17 protein-coding genes are annotated in these 19,007 nt (G+C 66.1%); 12 read left to right on the top strand and 5 right to left on the bottom strand.

Annotated features, from left to right (window positions below):
* The first annotated feature begins 405 nt into the window (after positions 1-405).
* Complete coding sequence (locus AC5RWT_RS17015) at positions 406-2,433, top strand: transglycosylase domain-containing protein (protein ID WP_494081173.1); 2,028 nt, start codon at positions 406-408, stop codon at positions 2,431-2,433.
* Positions 2,434-2,537: 104 nt separating this feature from the next.
* A complete protein-coding gene (locus AC5RWT_RS17020; protein WP_494081174.1) occupies positions 2,538-3,275 on the top strand; it encodes a GntR family transcriptional regulator in 738 nt (245 codons plus the stop codon).
* Positions 3,276-3,307: 32 nt separating this feature from the next.
* On the opposite strand, the gene AC5RWT_RS17025 is transcribed toward AC5RWT_RS17020, so the two are convergent.
* Positions 3,308-3,667 carry an iron chaperone gene (locus AC5RWT_RS17025; protein ID WP_494081175.1) on the bottom strand — a complete coding sequence of 120 codons (360 nt, stop codon included), beginning with the start codon at positions 3,665-3,667 and terminating at the stop codon, positions 3,308-3,310.
* A gap of 350 nt (positions 3,668-4,017) precedes the next feature.
* Between AC5RWT_RS17025 and AC5RWT_RS17030 the strand changes: the two genes are divergently transcribed.
* The 5 genes from AC5RWT_RS17030 to AC5RWT_RS17050 all read left to right on the top strand — a co-directional run bounded on the left by AC5RWT_RS17030 (position 4,018) and on the right by AC5RWT_RS17050 (position 9,658).
* The gene (locus tag AC5RWT_RS17030; RefSeq protein WP_494081176.1) at positions 4,018-5,001 is read left to right on the top strand and encodes a phosphotriesterase family protein; all 984 of its coding nucleotides are present in this window, start codon (positions 4,018-4,020) and stop codon (positions 4,999-5,001) included.
* 54 nt (positions 5,002-5,055) lie between these two features.
* Positions 5,056-6,018: a phosphotriesterase family protein gene (locus AC5RWT_RS17035; protein ID WP_494081177.1), complete on the top strand. Its 963-nt coding sequence runs from the start codon at positions 5,056-5,058 to the stop codon at positions 6,016-6,018.
* A 114-nt stretch (positions 6,019-6,132) separates the two neighbouring features.
* Positions 6,133-7,254, top strand: a complete 1,122-nt coding sequence (locus AC5RWT_RS17040) for an FAD-dependent oxidoreductase (protein ID WP_494081178.1) — start codon at positions 6,133-6,135, stop codon at positions 7,252-7,254.
* Entirely contained in the window at positions 7,251-8,177 is a 927-nt protein-coding gene (locus AC5RWT_RS17045) for an alpha/beta hydrolase (protein WP_494081179.1), read from the top strand. The genes AC5RWT_RS17040 and AC5RWT_RS17045 overlap by 4 nt, the downstream gene beginning before the upstream one ends.
* 122 nt (positions 8,178-8,299) lie before the next feature.
* Complete coding sequence (locus tag AC5RWT_RS17050; RefSeq protein ID WP_494081180.1) at positions 8,300-9,658, top strand: MFS transporter; 1,359 nt, start codon at positions 8,300-8,302, stop codon at positions 9,656-9,658.
* A 254-nt stretch (positions 9,659-9,912) separates the two neighbouring features.
* On the opposite strand, the gene AC5RWT_RS17055 is transcribed toward AC5RWT_RS17050, so the two are convergent.
* On the bottom strand, positions 9,913-10,854 hold the full coding sequence (locus AC5RWT_RS17055; RefSeq protein ID WP_494081181.1) for an MBL fold metallo-hydrolase: 942 nt from the start codon (positions 10,852-10,854) through the stop codon (positions 9,913-9,915).
* A 162-nt stretch (positions 10,855-11,016) separates the two neighbouring features.
* Here AC5RWT_RS17055 and AC5RWT_RS17060 point away from each other — a divergent pair, with 162 nt between their 5' ends.
* On the top strand, positions 11,017-12,732 hold the full coding sequence (locus AC5RWT_RS17060; protein ID WP_494081182.1) for a CocE/NonD family hydrolase: 1,716 nt from the start codon (positions 11,017-11,019) through the stop codon (positions 12,730-12,732).
* A gap of 116 nt (positions 12,733-12,848) precedes the next feature.
* Here the strand turns inward: AC5RWT_RS17060 and AC5RWT_RS17065 are convergent, their stop codons facing one another.
* Entirely contained in the window at positions 12,849-13,823 is a 975-nt protein-coding gene (locus AC5RWT_RS17065; RefSeq protein ID WP_494081183.1) for a LysR family transcriptional regulator, read from the bottom strand.
* A gap of 183 nt (positions 13,824-14,006) precedes the next feature.
* On the opposite strand from AC5RWT_RS17065, the gene AC5RWT_RS17070 reads away from it, so the two are divergent.
* The 4 genes from AC5RWT_RS17070 to AC5RWT_RS17085 all read left to right on the top strand — a co-directional run bounded on the left by AC5RWT_RS17070 (position 14,007) and on the right by AC5RWT_RS17085 (position 17,304).
* Positions 14,007-14,195 (top strand): ferredoxin, encoded by a 189-nt coding sequence (locus tag AC5RWT_RS17070; protein ID WP_127515140.1) that lies wholly within the window; start codon positions 14,007-14,009, stop codon positions 14,193-14,195.
* A 2-nt stretch (positions 14,196-14,197) separates the two neighbouring features.
* Positions 14,198-15,370, top strand: a complete 1,173-nt coding sequence (locus AC5RWT_RS17075) for an NAD(P)/FAD-dependent oxidoreductase (RefSeq protein WP_494081184.1) — start codon at positions 14,198-14,200, stop codon at positions 15,368-15,370.
* Between the two features lie 197 nt (positions 15,371-15,567).
* Entirely contained in the window at positions 15,568-16,716 is a 1,149-nt protein-coding gene (locus AC5RWT_RS17080) for a zinc-dependent alcohol dehydrogenase (protein WP_494081185.1), read from the top strand.
* A 15-nt stretch (positions 16,717-16,731) separates the two neighbouring features.
* Positions 16,732-17,304, top strand: a complete 573-nt coding sequence (locus tag AC5RWT_RS17085; RefSeq protein ID WP_494081186.1) for a hypothetical protein — start codon at positions 16,732-16,734, stop codon at positions 17,302-17,304.
* Between the two features lie 19 nt (positions 17,305-17,323).
* On the opposite strand, the gene AC5RWT_RS17090 is transcribed toward AC5RWT_RS17085, so the two are convergent.
* Positions 17,324-18,061 (bottom strand): VOC family protein, encoded by a 738-nt coding sequence (locus AC5RWT_RS17090; protein ID WP_494081187.1) that lies wholly within the window; start codon positions 18,059-18,061, stop codon positions 17,324-17,326.
* A gap of 86 nt (positions 18,062-18,147) precedes the next feature.
* Entirely contained in the window at positions 18,148-18,750 is a 603-nt protein-coding gene (locus tag AC5RWT_RS17095) for a TetR/AcrR family transcriptional regulator (protein WP_494081188.1), read from the bottom strand.
* Positions 18,751-19,007 lie beyond the last annotated feature (257 nt).

A 19,007-nucleotide genomic window follows, 5' to 3' on the forward strand; every position in this document is an offset into this window, starting at 1 on the left:
CTGTCGGCCAGCAAGCTGTCAGCCAGCAGGCTGTCGGCCGGAAGGCGGGGCGTCGTCGGATGACGATTCCCCGCCTTTCGTGCGTTCTGCGGGCAGTACGACGGCGGTGCTTGCGACCCGTTTTCGGTCGGCTTTTGTCGACAATTGCCTGGCCTTCGGCGAGTTGGGCCGAGGCGGCAAATCCAGTGCCCGGAACCTCTACCGCAGGGCCCCCGGAGCTTCTACGCTTTTCTATACTGCTCCGTCTGTGGGGAAGGAGGGGTGTGGAAACCGCCGGCGTCGGGGTATGCCTGCCCGACGCCCCGCCGGAGGGATTTCACCCGAATCCGTCGGCCGGTTTCCGCACAACGGATCATGTGGCCCTTTCGACGCAACCGGCCTGTAGAGGTCGAGTTCGATGAGCTGATGGACAACGCCCCCCGCCCGAAGAAGGAGCGCCGGCGCCGCCGCCGCCTCGACTTGTGGCTGGTGAGCGTGGCAGTCGCGGCCTTCGCCGCGGGTGCACTCGTAGCGCCGGCGGCGGTAGGGGTTTCCGTCGTCGGAAATTCCTTCCTGGACATGTGGCAAACCCTGCCCACCGACCTGCCAGTGAACCACCCGCTGGCGCAGCACACCGTCCTGTTGGACAAGGACGGCAAGGAATTCGCCCGGTTCTACAGCGAGAACCGGGTTGATGTTGAGCTGGACCAGGTGTCCGAGGCCTTCAAGAAGACCCTGGTCAGCACCGAGGACGCCCGCTTCTACGAACACGGCGGCGTCGATCCGCTGGGTGTCGCCCGGGCGCTGATGCACAACGTCACCAGCAGTGATGTCCAAGGCGCTTCCACCCTGACCCAGCAACTGGTCCAGAACATCCTGGTCAACAATGCGCGGAACGAAGAGGAAGACAAGGTGGCCGCCGGGGACACCTACAACGCCAAGATCCGCGAAATGAAGTACGCCGTCGCCCTGGAAAAGCAGTTGTCCAAGGATGAAATCCTGCTGCGCTACATGAACGCCGTCTATTTCGGGAACCGCGCCTACGGGGTGGAGGCCGCGGCCCGCTTCTACTTCAGCACTTCGGCGGCAAAACTCGACTATGAACAGTCCGCCCTTTTGGTGGGGCTGCTCAAGGCACCGACCGCTTATGACCCCTTCAGCCACCCCGACGCCGCCACTGAACGGCGCAACACCGTTCTGGATGTGTTGGAAAGACAAAATGTATTGCCGGCCGACAAGGCGCAGGCCGCCCGTGAGGCACCGCTTGGGGTCAAGCGCGGCGGCGTAGAGTCCGGCTGCGGCGGGTCACGTTATCCGTTCTACTGCGAGGCTGTCAGGGAAGAGATGCTCTCCAACCCCGCCTTCGGCAAGACCGCGAAAATTCGAGAGCAGCGCTTCAACATGGGCGGGCTGACCTTGACCACCGCCTTGGACCGGAAGGCTGCGGACGCGGCGCAAAAAGCGGTTGAGAAAGCGCTCGGCAACAACAACCGCGCAGCGCTCGGCACCGCCGTGGTGGTGCCGGGAACCGGACACGTAGCCGCCATCGCGCAGAACCGCGCCTGGGGCAAGGGCAAAGGCAAGACCCAGGTGGTCTACGTCCGCCACGCCTTCCAAGTGGGATCGGCCATGAAGCCGATCGTGCTCGCCACCGCGCTCACGCAGGGCATTCATACCTCCACAAAGTTCCGCGCCGACGGCCCCTACCGCTCACCCAAACTGGACAATCCAAAGGGCGGCTACATCAACTATGACAACGTCGACTACGGGGTCATCAACGCGAAGCAGGCCGTCCGCGCCTCGGTGAATATCTATTTCATCAAACTTGTGGAGCGCGTCGGTGTCATCAACGCGGCCAAAATGGCCAACAAGCTGGGCATCACCTCCATCGACCCCGACAAGCTGAGCGGCCGGGAAGGTTCGCTCGCCCTCGGCGCCTACGAGGTCACCCCGCTGCAAATGGCCAACGCCTACGCCGCGTTCATGAGCAACGGCACGGTGTGCAAACCGGTCATGGTCATCAAGGCAGTCACTGCCGACACACAAAAGAAGCTGCCCGTTCCGGATCCCGATTGCCACCGCGCCATCAAACCCGCTGTTGCGGACACCGTCGCGGCTGTGCTCAAAGAACCCTTCAACCCCAGAGGCACCCTGGGACCGCGGATCGAACTGGACGGCAACCGGGAGGCCGGCGCCAAGACCGGGACCACCAACGACTTCACAGCCAACTGGATTGTCGGCGGCACGCCGCAGCTCACGGCCGCCGTGTGGCTCGGCGATCCCCGCGGCGGGGCCCAGTACCCGCTCACCAAACTCACGGCCTACGGCAAGACCTACACAGACCTAACCGGCTCCGAAGTGGCTGCACCGGTTTGGAAGGAAACCATGGACGGCGCGCTCAAGGGCGAGAAGAAAATCCAGTTGCCCGAAGCCGACCGTTCGTTGACCAAATAGACGCTGTCACCTTCCGCCTGCCTTGGCCAGCAAAGTTGCGCCGTTTACCTGATCCAGCACATAGGGTTGATTGACAACCACATGAACTGGAGGACCGACCACCGATGGCTTCTGGCGAACTCGACTTCTCGTCCGGGGTCCCGCTGTACCGGCAGATCAAGGAGATCCTGCGCCGGGAGATCGCAGACGGAGTGGCCGATCCGCAGAAGCCCATGACGGAGGCGCAACTGCTCAGCCGGTTCGAGGTCAGCCGCGCGCCCATCCGGCAGGCGCTGATGGAGCTAACCAGTGACGGGTACGTCTACCGAAAACAGGGCAAAGGCACCTTTCCGGCCAGGGGACTCCGGGTGCACCGGCCGGCCGATGTCCAGTCCGGACGTTTCTATCAGTTCCTAGTAGACAGCGGGATGCACCCGTCGTCGAAAGTCTCCTCCCCTGAGTGGGTGGAACCGCCCGCCGAAGTCGGCCAGCTGCTGGGCACGGACGAGCACGAGCGGCTCTTGCATTTCACCCGGTTGATTTCGGTCGAGGGCGCCCCGCTGGCCGAAGCGAACGTGTACATCCGGGCGCCGCGCGACTTCAACCCCACGGTGCAGGAATTGGAAGAGAGCGGCTCGGCCTTCGAGCTGCTGGAGCAGGGCTACGGCATCACGCTGGGCCGATCGGAACACGAGGCCTGGGCGACGGCGGCGACCGCCGAGCACGCCGCAACTTTGGGCGTCAGCGTGGGAAGTCCGCTGCTGGTCATCGACACCATCTTCCGCACCGCCGGCGGCCGCCCCATCGGCTGGCGCTCTGCCCTGCACCACGCCGAGAACTTCAAATACCGCTTCACGCAGTAGCGCTCAGGCGTTCCCGCGCCGAGGAGACTGACTCAAACCTTGTCTGAAGGCAGTTGCTGTAGCCGCCACGCAATGATCTCGCGGATGAGCTCAGTCGGGAGCGGGGCATCATGGCGCAACTGTATAAGGTGCTCGGTGGTTCCATATGCGGCCAGCTCTGTGGAGAAATGCGCGATCGCCTCTGGAGTCGGATAGAACCCGATGTGGCGCTTTGTCCCGGTGAAGAAAAACAACGGCTCGGTGCCGAGTTTGAAGGTCGGCATACGCCAACTGATCGATTCTTCCGCTTCATCGGGCACAGCCGACCGGATCAGTTCATACACGGACAGCAGCCGATCCCGTACATCACCGTCGTATTGGTCGATGTACTCCGTGATCGAACTGGCAGTCATGGTGGTCTCCCTTTCGCGACGTCATGTGGAGGCGACGGTCGCATCTTGAGCGATGATGCACGCCGATCATACGACAGCTGCACTCATAGATCGCCTCCTACAAATATCGCCGACGTGCCCAGAACAACCGGTCGGTAATGGCATTGACTTTCACCTGACATCGTGTAAACCTAGTTTACAGGTAATCGGGGTCACACCACAGCCGGTCGGCAGCCAACCGCTCGGCGCGTGCTTCCTTCGCTTACCGACGCCTGCACCGAGTTCGGCGAGGAATCAATCCAGAGGTCGCGGTGCATGATCCTTCCCAACGCGTGGCGCCCCGGCGTGACGTAGAACGAAAGGTTGTGCCGATGACGGATACAACGCCCTCCCCCACCGCAACCGTCAACACGGTCCTTGGACCCGTTCCCGCTCACGAGTTGGGCGTGGTTGCGGTCCACGAATCCCTGCTCTCCGTCCTGCCGGGCGCGCAGTACGCCCCGGACATCTCGATGGACCGGGCCGAGATCTTCGAGGCCCTGGCCGCCAAACTCGCCGACTTCCGCGACAAGGGCGGCAAGACCATCGTGGACAGCACGGGGATGTTCCACGGCCGCGACCTCAAGCTCTACGAGGCGCTCTCCCGCTCCACCGGGGTGCACATCATTGCCTCCACCGGCCTGGGCCCCGAGGAGGAACTGGGCGGCTACTTCCTGACGCCGCAGACCAATCCGCCCACGCCGTGGCCGGCCGAGAAATTCGAGGACCTCTTCGGCAAGGAGGTCACCGAAGGCATGGTGGTCCCTCGCGTTGAACGCCGCGCCGCCGCCGGGATCGTCACCACCACGGCCGACCGTTCCGGCATGACTCCCACCGAGGAGAGCCTTTTCCGCGGCTCCGCGCGCGCCGCCAAGAACACCGGCGTGCCGGTCTCCATCCGCTTCGGCGCCGACGTCCTGCACGATCTGGACGTGGTCCTCGACGAGCAGATCGACGCCGACCGCGTGCTCGTGGGCGATGTGGACCGCAAGGACGCCGCCAAGTTCGCTCTTGAGGTCGCCGGCCGCGGTGCCTTCGTCGGCATCGACCACGTAGGCCTGGACGACGACGGGGACTACCTCACCGACCGCGAGCGCGCCGACCTGGTGCTTGAACTCGTCAAGGCCGGCCATGCGGACAAGATCATCCTCTCCGGCAATTCGATCGGCGTGGCCAAGGGGCTGCCGGAGTACAACCTGCCGTACAGCCACGTGCTAGCCATCTTCGTTCCTTTCCTCAAGGACCAAGGCCTGAGCGACGACGACGCGCAGCGCATCCTGGTGGACAACCCGCGCCGCCTGCTGACGGTGCGCTGACCGCCCGAGGCGAGCACCGCCGTCGTACATCAACAAAGCTTTTCTAATCACGAGGTGAAGGTCTTGACCAAAGTAAACACCGTGCTGGGAACCATCCCGGCTGAAGAACTGGAAATCGTGGCGGTCCACGAACACATCGGCTACGGCATGCCCGGCTCCGAGCTGGACACCAAGTGGTGGAAGTCGCCGGAGCAGGCCTACGAGGAAACCGTGCCGAAGCTGCGAAAGTTCCGCGAGTACGGCGGCGGCACCTTCGTGGACGCCACCGGCATCTGCAACGGACGCGACATCGACTACTACCGGTCGCTGTCCAAGAAGACCGGCGTCCACATTGTGGCCTGCACCGGCTTCGTTGGCGGCGACACCGCCCTGCCGCACTTCTCGCGCGCGTCGGTGGACTACCTGGCGAAGGTGTTCATCCACGAGATCACCGTGGGCATCGGCGACACCGGCGCCATGGCCGGCGTCATCAAGGTCGGCGTCAGCCGCGGCGGCAAGATGACCGAGCTGGACAAGCGCATCTACCGGGCCGCGGCGCGGGCCGCCGTCATCACCGGGGTGCCGATCCTCACCCACCTGGCGATCGACCCGGAGCCGGCCGTGAACATCTTCAACGAAGAGGGCCTGCCGCTGGACCGCGTGCTCTTCGGCCACGCCGACGACGGCCTGAACGCGCCGATCACCCCGCACGACTGGATCTACGAGCAGGGCGGCCGCATCGGCTTCGACACCTTCGGCTACGACCTCGAGCTGCCGGACCCGCCGTTCTGGGGCCGCAAGCGCGCCGAGCGGATGGAGCACTTCGTCAATCTGGTGAACAAGGGCTACGCGGACAAACTGCTGGTCTCGGCCGACGCCAACTGCAGCCCGCTGGGCTGGCCGGGCGTGAAGGGCCACACCATCAACTACATCTTTGAGGACATGCTGCCCGACATGCGCGCCGCCGGCATCGACGAGGCCACCATCAAGCTCCTGCTGGAAGACAACCCGGCCGACTTCCTGTCCATCAAGGCCTAAACCGCCACCATCCCTCCGCAGCCCGCCTCGCCATAGACGACGACGGCGGGGCACACCCCATCAATTTCACCCCCGAGGTCGCCCCCGCGGCGTCCAGTGAAGGAACACAGAATCATGAAGACTTCCGACATCCAGAACCTCAAGGTTGCCGTCGTTGGCGGCGGCTACGCCGGCGCATCCGCCGCCCTGGCCCTGCTCCAGCTCGGCGCCGACGTCCACGTCTACGAGCAGGCCCCCGAACTGGGCGAAGTTGGAGCGGGCATCGGCCTGCGCCCGCCGACAGTCGAGGTGCTGCGCAAGTGGGGCGTGTTCGAAGAGTTCGCCAAGGTCTCCGCCCCGTCCGATGCCATCGAGGTCTACCAGGCCAACGGCGAGCTGATCGCCCGCGACCCGTGGCCCGGCATTAACGAATACGCCGAGACCAACCACTGCCGGATGGTCCACCGCGGCGACGTCATCGAGACCCTGCTGCGCCTGCTGCCGGCCGAGCGCGTGCACATCGGCCACAAGATGATCACCGTCACCGACAACGGCGCCTCCGCCACCGTGAAGTTCGAGAACGGTGTGGAGGTCACTGCCGACCTGGTCCTGGGTGCCGACGGCATCCGCTCCAGCGTCCGCAACCAGATCTTCGGCGAGGTCCAGCCGGTGTTCTCCCACACCATCGCCATGCGCGCCGTGATCTCCGCCGACGATGCCTACGGGTTGGTGGAGAACGACAATTTCCGCGTGTACGTGGGCCAGAACGGCACCACCGTGTACTTCCTGCCGCTGCGCCACCGGAACCAGGTGTCCTTCGACATCACCGCCCCGAGCGACGACACCGCCTGGGCGCCGGAGGTCACGCACGAGTACATCGGCCAGCTGCTGGAGGGCTTCGACGAGCGCCTGCAGAAGATCGGCCAGGAGCTGGACATCGCCTCGATGACCAACCGCGGCGTCTACGACATAGAGAAGCAGCCCAACTGGCACACCAACAGCGTGGCCCTCGTGGGCGATGCCGCGCACGCCATGCTGCACCACCAGGGCCAGGGCGCCAACTCCGCCATGCAGGACGCCGCCTGGCTGGCCGACGCCATCAAGGACGGCGCCGACCTGCAGGATGCCCTGCGCACCTACCAGGCCAAGCGCAAGCCGATCACCGACGTGCTGCAGGACATCTCCCGCAAGCCGTTCGACATCGGTGACTCCTTCCCGGAGACCACGTCCTTCGAGAAGGGAGCTGGTGTCGAGTGACCATCCACCCCGAGATCGCCAAGCTCCTCGCCACGCTGCCGCCGTTCGACCACGGCACCCGGCCGGATCCCGAGGGCAAGCGTGCGGGAGACCTGCAGTTCGTCGCCCCGCTGGAGGACCGGCTGCCGCTGCACTCGGTTGAGGACGGCGTTGCTGCCACCTCCGTGGGCGCGGTCCCGGTGCGGATCTACACCCCGGCCGAGGCCGAGTCCTACGGCCTGCTGGTGTACTTCCATGGCGGCGCGTTCTTCTCCGGAAGCCTGGAGACACACGACCACGTGGCGCGCGCGCTGGCCAAGGAGACCGGCCACAAGGTCATCTCCGTCGGCTACCAGCTGGCACCGGAGGCGCTCTTCCCCACCAGCCTGCAGGAGTGCTACGGCGTGGTCCGCTGGGCCACCGAACAGGGCGAAAGGCTGGCCTGGGACGGCAAGAACCTGGCCCTCGCGGGCGACAGCTCCGGCGCCAACTTCGTGGCAGCGGTGACCGCGATGGCGCATGACGAAAGCTTCGACCGGATCACGCACCAGGTCCTGTACTACCCGTCCGTGGATTTGGACTTCGACGAGGACCGCTACGCCTCGCTGCGGGAGAACGCCACCGGCTATGGCCTGGAGACGCCGGCCCTGAAGCCGTGGAACTCGTTCTACATCGAGAGCGGGGCGGATCCTGCCGATCCACTGGTCTCCCCGATCAAGCGCGCGGACCTCTCCGGCCTGCCGAAGGCCCTGGTCATCACCGCCGAGTACGACCCGCTGCGCGACGAGGGCGAACTCTACGGCCAGCGCCTGAAGGACGCCGGCGTGGACGTGACGGTCAGCCGCTACGCGGGGGCCAACCACGGCTTCGTCCAGAACTTCTTCTGGATCCCGGAGTTCTACCGGGCCTTCCAGGAGACGGCGGAGTTCCTGAACAAGGGCTGACCCCTACTCAGGATTCCTCCGGCACACCAAGCGGCGGCACGCGACTTCGGACGCGATGCCGCCGCTTTGTGTCCGGGCACTTTATCTGCACATGCCCCATGGGCCATACAGGAACGATCGCTATGCCAACCATCAACATCAGGGACTTCATCAGCGAGTCCGGCTTTAGCCGCTTCCACGCCGGGATGTTGTTCTGGGCTTGCTTCATCATCACCTTCGACATGTACGACCTCGTGGTCTACGGCTCCGTCCTCCCGGTCCTCATGCAGGAATGGTCGCTGGGGCCCGTCGAGGCCGGAGCCATCGGCAGCTACGGCCTGGTCGGCATGATGGTCGGCGCCGTCCTGTTCGGCATCCTCGCCGACCGGTTCGGCCGCAAGCGGATGCTCATCATCAGCATCGTCCTTTTCAGCGCGGCCACTGCGCTCTGCGCCGTCGACCCCGGGCCGGTGGTCTTCTCCGTCCTCCGCGGACTGGCCGGCCTGGGCATCGGCGGCATCCTGCCCAGCGTCATCGCCATGCTGACCGACTACGCACCGAAGAACCGGGCCAACACCCTGGTGGCCGTGGTGATGTGCTTCTATTCGGTCGGCGGCATCCTGGCCGCCTTCGTCGCCATGATCCTGCTGCCGGCGTTCGGCTGGCAAAGCGTCTACGTGGTGGCCGTGCTGCCGCTGCTGTTCCTGCCGTTGATGGTGAAGTACTTCGTGGACTCTCCGGACTCGCTGCTGGAAAAGGAGCGGTTCGACGCCCTGCGCTCGGTACTGGCCAAGGTGAACGGCACCGCGGACATTCCCGCCGGCACCCAATTCACCGGGATTCAGGAGCAGGCAGCGGGCAGCCCTGTCGGCGCCCTGTTCACGAACCGCCGGGCGCTCGGCACGCTGATGATCTGGGTGGCCTTCTTCATGTGCCTGCTGATGATCAACGGCCTGACCATCTGGCTCCCCAAACTCATGGTGGAGGCCGGCTACCCGCTGGGCTCCAGCCTGACCTTCATGATCGTGCTCAACGTGGGCGCCATCATCGGCACGCTGGTTTTGGGCAAGCTGTCCGACAAGTGGGGCGTGAAGCGGGTACTGGTTCCCATGTTCGTGGTCTCCGCTGTCTCGCTAACCCTGCTGGGCTTCGGCAACAACATGGCCATCCTGCTGGTGCTGGTCGCCATCACCGGCGCCACCACCATGGGAGCGCAGAACATCTCCTACGCTTTCGTGTCCCAGTACTACCCGTCGTTCATGCGCTCCACGGCCATCGGCCTGGCCTCGGGCGTCGGCCGGATGGGCGCCATCGTCGGCCCGACGTTCGGCGGCATCCTGCTCACGCTCAGCCTGCCGGTGCAGATGAACTTCCTGTTCTTCGCCATCCCGGGCGTCATCGCGGCGCTGGCCTTCCTGTTCGTCCCGCTGGCCGCCAAGAAGCGCTCCGAAGCGGGTAGCACCGAAGCCGCGCCGGAGGAAAGCAAGGCCTCCGCTTCCTGATCCCACAGAGCACGACGGCGGTGCCCGCCTTCTCGGGGTGGCCCCGGTAAGCGGGGCGCGGATTTCCCAGCCCGCCGCGGCGGCGCCCACCCCGCGAAGGGTGCGCGCCGCCGTCGTTCTTTTGTTTTGCCCCGCTCCCCTCGACGACTGTACGGATATGGCCCCTCTCCGGCGCGGAAAGGGGCCATATCCGTACAGTGCTTGAGGAAATGGGGCTGCGGGAGGTGGGAGCGCTGATGCCCCCACCTCAGCCGTCAGCGGGCCGCCTCAAACTCCTGGCGGTAGCCGTGCAGCGTGGTGAAGAACGGGGAGGGCTCCAGCGCCGGGTTCCCGGTATAGCCGATCGCTTCGGCGACCGGCTCGAACGGGGAGTACGCGGAGTCGGTGGCCTGCAGCCCGTGCCGCAGGCATTCCCGGGCGGCGCCGGCGATGCGGGACTCGAGGTCAAGGCTGAACTGCAGGGCCTCCCGGGCGCGCTCGGCGTCGAGGCCAATCTCGAAGGAAACCCCGTTCGCGTCGCGGTACGGATGGCCCAGGAACAGGCGGTTGGGCCGGACCTCGTCGCGCAGGTACTCCAGGCTCTTCCGGTAGGCGGCCGGATCCTCGTAGCCGGGGAAGCCGTTGGCGGCACCGTGGGCCTGCACCGCGTCGCCCACGAAGACGTCGTTCTGCCCGTCGATGACGTAGGCCACGGAGCCGGCGGTGTGGCCGGGAATATGGTGCACGGAGACGGTCACGCCGCCGCCGAGGTCCAGCTTCTCGCCGCCCTTGACCAGCAGGGTGGGCTCCATCTCACCGGAGATCACCTTTTCGGCCGCCTGGATCTGCTCCTCGATGGCGTTCGGATTGTCCAGGTACTGCTGGCGCACCTGGACATAGTTGTCCACGTGTGCGCGCCGGGAGCGCAACAGCGGAGCGTCGCCCTCGTGGATCACCACCTGCGCCTTGCGGCCGGTGAGCTCCCACAGGGCCTGGGCCCCGCCCAGGTGGTCAATGTGGCCGTGGGTCAGCAGGATCCAGCGCACGTCTTCGATGCGGCGGCCCAGCTTCTCCAGTTCGGGGATCATGCCCTCCACCGGCGACGAGGCGATCCCGGTATCCACGATGGCCGGTTCGGGGGCGTCGATGAAGAAACTGTAGAGGCCAAACCGGCCCCACGGCGACACCAGCGGATGGACTTTCACTTCGTGCGTCAACTTGATCTCCTCAACTCCGAAACCGGGCTGCGTGGTCCACAACCATTGTGGGCCCGTGAACCTGTGGCCTTACCCACAGCCACTTTATTATAATAATATGATGGGAGCGAATGCCCGCCCGGAGCGGCTTGGGCGTTCGGCCGTTGACAAGGAGTTGCACACATGACTGATTTCACGACGTGGAATGCCGGTGGGGAAAAGATCGCCATCCGCAAAGACCTCCGGGTCCCGATGCGCGACGGCGTTGAGCTCGCCGCGGACGCCTACCAGGGCATCGACGAGAAGCCGCGGCCGGCGCTGGTGGCCCTGAGCCCCTACGGCAAGGAACTGCAGGCACTCGCGCTGACCATGCCGCCGCAGCGCCGCCCCAGCCCGATGTGGGACGGCTGCATCGAGGCCGGCGACATCGCCCGCATCGTGCAGGAAGACTACGTCCACGTCATCGGCGACCTGCGCGGTTCCGGCGACTCGGGCGGCGAGCACATCGGCAACTACAACGCCGGCGGCGTCTCCCTCGGCCAGGACGCCTACGACTTCATCGAATGGGTCGCCGCGCAGCCCTGGTGCGACGGTAACGTCGGCATGGTCGGCATCTCCTACTTCGGCTCCATGCAGGTCCTGGCCGCGGCCGAACGCCCGCCGCACCTGAGGGCCATCTTCGTCTCCGGCGGCCACTACGACTTCTACGAGACCACCTACCACGGCGGCGTTATGTGGTTCATGCCGCGGGCCGCCCGCGAAGGCCGCGGCGGCGACTCCGGCTGGGCCTTCACCGACGGCGTCAAGTCGCGCATGATCGAGAAGTACTCCCCGGAGGAGCTGAAAAAGCTCGTCGCCGAGCGCCTGGCCGATCCCGACGTCGCCGCCTGGCCCAACCTGGTGCACGTGCTGAACTACCCCAAGAACCACGAGGCCTGGTTCGACATCGTGATGAACGACCTCGACGGCGAGTGGTACGAGGAGCGCAACCCGATCACGCTGGCCCCGAATATCGACATTCCGGTCTGGCTGCAGCTGGACCAGGGCCGCGGCTGGACGCTGGACGGCACCATCGAGCTCTACAACGCGCTCAAGGGCCCCAAGAAGCTGGACATCGGCCCCTACCCGCCCATGCAGTCGCGCCCCTTCATCGAGGAACACGACAAGATGTTCCGCTGGTACGACTACTGGATCAAGGGCATCGACAACGGCGTGATGGACGAGCCCGCCGTCAGCGTGTTCGTCGAGGGCTCCCGCGAGGTGGTGACCGCCGAGGCGTGGCCGCCGAAGGAGATCGAATACAAGTCCCTCTACCTGCGTCCGCGCCACAAGCTCTCCACCGAGCCGGAGCTGATGGGCGCCGAGTACGCGGCCCCGGACGGTTTCTACCAGGCCCCGCTGACTGTGACGGACAAGGTCCAGATCATCAACTGGAGCACGGACACCTTCGAAGAGGCCACGGAGATGATCGGCACCGGTGCCGCGCACATCTTCGCCGAGATCGACCAGCCGGACACCAACTTCATCCTGCGCCTCTGGGACTACGCACCCAACGGCAAGCGCCAGCTGATCACCAGCGGCTACCTCAAGGCCTCGCACCGCGAGCTCGACGAGCGCACCACCGAGGGCAACCCGTACCACCCGCACACTCGCTCCGTGCCGGTGGAACCGGGCAAGATCGAGGAGTACGTGGTGCGCCTCTACCCGTTCGCCAACACGTTCAAGCCGGGCCACAAGCTGACCGTGGAGCTGTCCAACGCGGAGCCGCTGGCCGACGAGCACAACGCGCTGCTCCCGCCGGATGCCTTCCACCTGCCGGTGGGCCGCCCGGTCACGCACAAGATCTATCGCGACGCCGAGCACCAGTCCCGGCTGGTGCTGCCCTTCACCACGCGCTAAACCCGTAGGGACAACGACGGCGGTGCTCGCCTTGGCGAGCATCGCCGTCGACATTTCTGCGCACCTGGGTGAGCACCGCCGTCGTCGTTGTCAGTGCGCCCGGGGGAAGGAAGGCTCTAGCTAGGTAACTTGTACCGGGCCTGCAGCGGCTCGGCCGCCTCGAGCAGGATTTCCCGCAGCCAGGTCTTGAAGGCACCGTCGGCAAGCCACGGATTCCAGACCATGTCGATGCCCAGCGGCTCCACCGGGAACGGGAACTCCTCCACCCGCAGGTCGAACCGGCCCTCGAACTCCAGCCCCACCTGGTACCGGTGGATCGCCACGCCCCTGCCGGACTGTGCAATCAGGTGCGGCACGAACAGGTGGTCGGACACCCGCTGGCGCACCCGGTACGGGATGCTCTTCTCGTCCAGGATTTCGTACGGGCGCAGCCGCTCGGACGGCTGGTCGGGAAACACGTGCGGCACCTGTTCGAGCAGCTGCAGGGCGTCGGCGTCCCGAGGCTCGTTCCACGACGCCACCACCACCCAGCGGTCGTCATACAGCCGCTCGCGGGGATGAGGCGTGGGAAACGCCTCGGGCAACAGCACCACGTCCGCCGCGTCCTCCACGAACGGCGCACTGGTGGCAACGCTGGTGGTGCGCAGCTGCAGCACCGTGTTCGGCGCCCGCTCCGCCAAGAGCCGGCTGAGCTCGCTGCCGATCACGAACGCGGTGCTGTTGGTCATCGCCACCGTGATCAGCCGGGTGTCCACGGCGGGGTCGAAGGACGAGGCGCTGACAATTCGCGCGGCCTGGTGCAGCGCCTGCCGCAGCGGTGCGATCAGTTCCGCGGCGCGCGGCGTGAGCACCATCCCCCGGCCTTGGCGCACCAGGAGCTCGTCGTTCAGCAAGCGCCGGGTCCGGTTCAACCCGTGGCTCATCGCTGGCTGGGACAGCCCTACCTTGCCGGCAGCCTTGGTCACGGACCGCTCCTCCAGCAACGCCAGCAGCGGCACCAGCAGGTTCAGGTCGATGGAGGCCAGCCGCGCCAGATCCGCATCCATCGCGGTCTCCGGCCGGGCATCCGCCAGCGGATCAAGTGACGACATGGCAACCTCCGTTTGGGGTGAGCACGGGCACATCCGGCGCTGGTCGCACCAGTCTAGCCATCTATGCACCGGATGCACACCACGGATGAAAACTATTCATTTGCCGAACACCAGCGGCCCTGCCAAGCTTTCAATAACCCGGTTTGTGAAGCAAGCCACACACAGATTCGAGTGGAGGACACAATGGAAATCATCCTGGACCGGCCGCGCTGCGAAGGGCACGGCCTGTGCGAAGAAGTCGCACCGCAGCTGATGCACCTGGACGATGAAGGCGAACTGGTGCTGGACGTGGTGCACGTCAACGAGGACCAGCTCGATGCGGCGAAGCAAGCCGCCCGGGTCTGCCCCGTCGCCGCGCTCCGCCTGGCCTGACCGTGCGGCTGGAACGCATCGTCGTCGTCGGCAACGGTATTGCCGGCCTGACGGCCAGTGACTCCCTGCGCGCTGCGGGGTTCGACGGCGAGCTGACCATTGTCGGCGACGAGCACCATTCGCCCTACAGTCGGCCCGCGCTCTCCAAGGCAGCGCTGCTGGACGCGGAGGAGATGACCTCCCACCAGCTGCCGCCTTCCACCCACGAGGCCCGCGAGCTCCTGGGCCTCCGGGCACTGCAACTGGACCCGGACGTCAAGACGGTAGTGCTCGACGACGGCAGCATCCTTCCGTACGACGGCCTGGTCATCGCGAGTGGCTCAAGGGCACGCCGCTTGGCCAGCGCCGACCCGACCGCCCGCAGGCATGAGCTGACCCTGCGCACTCTGGCGGACGCACTGGAACTGCGGCGCCGGATCGCAGACAAGCCCTCCGTAGTGGTGGTGGGCGGCGGCGCGCTCGGCATGGAGATCGCCTCCGGCTGCCTGGCCGCGGGCTGCGACGTCACGCTCGCCTCGCACCACCGGCCGATGGCCCAGCAGCTGGGCCCGCATCTATCCGAGGTCTTCCTCGCCGCAGGCCTGAGCCGCGGCCTCAGGTTCGCCCCCTCCCGAGCTGTTGGCCTGCGCGAAGCGGACGGACATCCCTTGGTGGAGCTGGCGGACGGTTCCACCCTTGCCGCCGATCTGGTGGTCAGCGCCATCGGCGACATCCCGAACACCGAGTGGTTGGCCGACAGCGGACTCCTGTCCACTGGCCGATTGGAAGTGGACAGCCGCGGCCGCATTCGCCCGGACATCGTTGCCGCCGGCGACGTGGCCGCCTTCCCCACTGCCCGCGGCATCACCCGGATCCCGCTCTGGACCAGCGCCATCGAGCAAAGCAAGGCCGCCGCCCTCGCCCTGCTGCACGGCGACGACGCCCCGGAACTCGACTTCACCCCCTACTTCTGGACCGAGCAGTTCGGCCTGAGCCTCAAGGCCAGCGGCTTCCTCCCGCTTGAGGGCCCTCCCGAATTCCTCGAAGGCGGTCCGGACGGCGACCCCGCGCTCATGCGCTGGACACACCCCGGCGGTTCCGGCACCGCCGTCGCGCTCAACTACCGCATCCCCATCCCCAAGCTGCGCCGCCTGGCCAACCCAGCCCCCGCCCTCGCCGGGTCTGCCGCCGGCTGACGGCTGCCGGCCCGTCCTCGCGGGGTCGCCGCCTGGCCAGCCCCTCACTCGATTGCGGCTGCACCCGCCTCCCCCGGACCTGCAAGCCTCGACGACGAGAGGAAAGCATGCTTAGTATTTAGGAGCATGCTTGCCGGACGCGGGAATCTGCCGCAGCTCACGGCCATCACCGGCAACCGACTTCTGAGGCGGCGATAGTGAAAGCAATGGTGTACCGCGGTCCGTACAAGGTCCGCGTCGAAGAGAAGGATATGCCGCCGATCGAGCATCCGAATGATGCGATCGTGAAGGTGCAGACGGCGGCCATCTGCGGATCGGACCTGCATCTTTATCACGGGATGGTGCCGGACACGCGGGTGGGGACAACCTTCGGGCACGAGTTCATTGGCGTGGTGGAGCAGGTTGGCCCGTCGGTGCAGAACCTCAAGGTCGGGGACCGGGTGATGGTGCCCTTCAACGTGTACTGCGGCTCCTGCTTTTTCTGCGCCAGGGGCCTGTACTCCAACTGCCACAACGTCAATCCGAATGCCACGGCAGCGGGCGGAATCTACGGCTACTCCCACACCTGCGGCGGATACGACGGCGGTCAGGCCGAGTTTGTGCGCGTCCCCTTCGCCGACGTCGGACCCTCCATCATCCCCGAAGGGATTGACGAGGAAGACGCCCTGATGATGACCGATGCCCTGGCCACCGGGTACTTCGGGGCGCAGCTCGGCGACATCGCCGAGGGCGACACCGTGGCGGTCTTCGGCGCCGGACCGGTGGGGCTCTTTGCAGCCAAGTCGGCCTGGCTGATGGGCGCCGGGCGGGTCATCGTGATCGACCATCTGGACTACCGGCTGGAGAAAGCGAAAACTTTTGCCCAGGCCGAAACGGTCAACTTTGCCGAACACGATGACGTCGTCGTACACCTGAAGAAGATCACCGATTACCTCGGCGCCGATGTGGTGATCGACGCCGTCGGCGCGGAGGCTGACGGCAACTTCCTCCAGCACGTCACGTCGGCCAAGCTGAAGCTCCAGGGCGGCTCGCCCATCGCTTTGAACTGGGCGATCGACTCGGTGCGGAAGGGCGGCACTGTTTCCGTCATGGGCGTCTACGGCCCCATGTTCAGCGCAGTGAAATTCGGCGACGCCTTCAACAAGGGCCTGACGCTGCGGATGAACCAGGCGCCGGTCAAACGCCAGTGGCCACGGCTGTTCGAACACATCAGGAACGGCTACCTGAAGCCCAGTGACATCATCACCCACCGCATCCCGCTGGAACACATCGCCGAGGGGTACCACATCTTCTCCGCGAAGCTGGATAACTGCATCAAACCCGTCATCGTCCCGAACGGGAACTGAGGAAAGGAAGACGCGATGCCCTACCGCGCCGAAAAACCCGGTACCCGGCCCAGCCGCGAAGAGCTTCAGGCCCGCATTCCCGGCTGGGGTGCCGACCTGGACCCCAAGGACCGGCCGGCCGTGCCGCGGGAACAATTCAACCCCGGCGCGTCCGGCGCCCACTGGGATTTCCCGGACCGGCAGCCGGAGAAGTTCCCGCGCGAGCGGTCCATCGAACACCAGCAGTTGACGCCGGTGTTCGGCACCTCCGCTCCCCCGAAGCTGCTCTCCGGGGCCATGCGCAAGTACGCCTACCGCCGGTACAGCGAAGCCCGCGCCGCCCACTGGCTGATGTTGATCGCGGCCGACCGGGTTGATGCTTGGGAGAGCCATCTCCGTTCCCTAGCCACCTTGCGTCCGGACAACCCGGTCACGGAGACCGGCGTCCTGGGCGAAGTCGGGAACAAGGGCTTCAGCTCGCGCTTCGGCCGCAACCGCGCCGACGTGAAGCACCAGTGGCTGGACCCTGTGATTGTCGCGGCGCCATGGGCGCTCGCCGGAGGCGCCGTCGCGGTGACGCTGCGCGCGCTGGCGAAGTCCCGGAAGTAGCGGGCAGCCTCACCCTGGCTCAGCCGGGGGTGAGGACGCAGAACTCGTTGCCCTCGGCGTCGGCGAGGCAAACCCACGGCACGTCGCCCTGTCCGACGTCGGCGTCCGTGGCGCCCGGAGCGCGCAGCCGGGCCACCTCGGCCGCCTGGTCGCCCCCGGGGTACGGCTTCAGGTCGAGATGGACCCGGCCGCACACGTACTCCGTGTCCGGAGTGCGGAGGAACTCTAGGTACGGCCCGACCCCCTCGGCCGAGCGAAGCCGCGCATGATTGTCGGTCACCTTGTGCAGGGTCCAATCCGTCGCCTCGCCCCAAAACCGGGCCATGGCGCGCGGATCCGAGCAGCTGACCATCACCGCGGCTATCGGCCCGGTGTCCCTGTAGATCGGTCGCGGCTCCAGCACGCAGAACAGGTTGCCCTCCGGGTCTGCCATCACGGTCCACGGCGCATCACCTTGGCCGATGTCGGCGGGCGCCGCGCCGAGCTCCTGCAGGCGCGCGAACAGCTCCGCCTGATGGGCCGCAGACGTGGTGGCGAGATCGAGATGTGCGCGATACCGCACCGTCTCCGGGTCGGGGACGCTGACCACGTCGACGCAGACGGCGGCGGCGTCCGGCCAGTCGAAGCCCACTGGTTCAACGTTGGTCACGCCGGGCCCCTCGCTGGAAACGCCCCAGCCCAGTGCCTCCGCCGAGAACCGGCCGAGAGCCGAGTCGTCACGGGCTGTGAAATTCACCTGAACAAGTCGCAGCGCCATACCGCCCGACCCTATACTCAGGCGGACTTGAAAAGGAGGAGCGTCCTGGCGTTTGGGGCCTTCTGCGCTGATTTTCGAGCGTCGGGCTAGGACCGGACCGCGTGGGGCTGCCCGACGCCTGCTCGGATGATGGAGCGCGCCGCAGTGCGCGCGTGCGCCACCGGGTTGCTGGGTTCGCCGCGGAGCAGGCTGCTGAGCACTCCGTTGTAGAGGAGCAGTAGGACCGCGGAAACCGTGGCCGGATCCGGGCAGCCTGCCTCCTTCGCCAGCCTCGTCAGCCGCTCGGTGACCATCTCCGTGTCCTGGCGGATCAGCTCGAACACCGGGTCTTCCTGGCCCTCGGTCGGCGCGGGGCGCTCCGAGGCAGTGGCCAGAAAGCTGCACCACTGGGTCGGATTGGCCGAAGCCCGGAAAGTCTCGATGGCGTCGAAGACGGCCAGCAGCCGCTCCTCCGGGGTGGTGGCCTGCGCGATCGCTTCATCCCAGTGCTGGGTCCAGCTCTCCAGCCGTCGCGCGAGCACATCGCGTAGCAGATTGTCCTTGGAGCCGAAGTGTTTGTAGAGCGTCACGATCGCCACTCCGGCCGTTGCCGCAACCCGGTCCACGCCGGTCACGGCGATGCCTTGCTGGAAGAAAAGCTCCTCGGCTGCGTTCAGGATGCGGTCCCGGGTGTTCAAGAGGTCGGCCACCGGTCTAGTATAACGCTCGTTACACCGTAACGGTCGTTATGCAGTCGGAGGCGGGATGAGCAGGGAAACCATCGGTCGCACAACCCGGCCTGGCCTCGGGGTGGCGGTGTCCGGGATACTGTTGATCGCCGCAACCTATGGAATGGCCCGCTTCGGCATCGGGACTGCCCCGGGTTTCGTTGACTCTCGGGGTTGATGGTTTCTAAGCGGCTTGAAGGCCGGTTTCGATTGTCTCAAATTCGAGGGGTGTGAGGCGG

The organism is Arthrobacter sp. Dra40, from assembly GCF_059091905.1.

Bases quoted from the DNA above. Each gene is read 5' to 3' on its own strand.
- AC5RWT_RS17015 (WP_494081173.1), top strand. From the start codon at position 406: ATGGACAACGCCCCCCGCCCGAAGAAGGAGCGCCGGCGCCGCCGCCGC.
- AC5RWT_RS17020 (WP_494081174.1), top strand. From the start codon at position 2,538: ATGGCTTCTGGCGAACTCGACTTCTCGTCCGGGGTCCCGCTGTACCGG.
- AC5RWT_RS17025 (WP_494081175.1), bottom strand. From the start codon at position 3,667: ATGACTGCCAGTTCGATCACGGAGTACATCGACCAATACGACGGTGAT.
- AC5RWT_RS17030 (WP_494081176.1), top strand. From the start codon at position 4,018: ATGACGGATACAACGCCCTCCCCCACCGCAACCGTCAACACGGTCCTT.
- AC5RWT_RS17040 (WP_494081178.1), top strand. From the start codon at position 6,133: ATGAAGACTTCCGACATCCAGAACCTCAAGGTTGCCGTCGTTGGCGGC.
- AC5RWT_RS17050 (WP_494081180.1), top strand. From the start codon at position 8,300: ATGCCAACCATCAACATCAGGGACTTCATCAGCGAGTCCGGCTTTAGC.
- AC5RWT_RS17060 (WP_494081182.1), top strand. From the start codon at position 11,017: ATGACTGATTTCACGACGTGGAATGCCGGTGGGGAAAAGATCGCCATC.
- AC5RWT_RS17065 (WP_494081183.1), bottom strand. From the start codon at position 13,823: ATGTCGTCACTTGATCCGCTGGCGGATGCCCGGCCGGAGACCGCGATG.
- AC5RWT_RS17070 (WP_127515140.1), top strand. From the start codon at position 14,007: ATGGAAATCATCCTGGACCGGCCGCGCTGCGAAGGGCACGGCCTGTGC.
- AC5RWT_RS17085 (WP_494081186.1), top strand. From the start codon at position 16,732: ATGCCCTACCGCGCCGAAAAACCCGGTACCCGGCCCAGCCGCGAAGAG.
- AC5RWT_RS17090 (WP_494081187.1), bottom strand. From the start codon at position 18,061: ATGGCGCTGCGACTTGTTCAGGTGAATTTCACAGCCCGTGACGACTCG.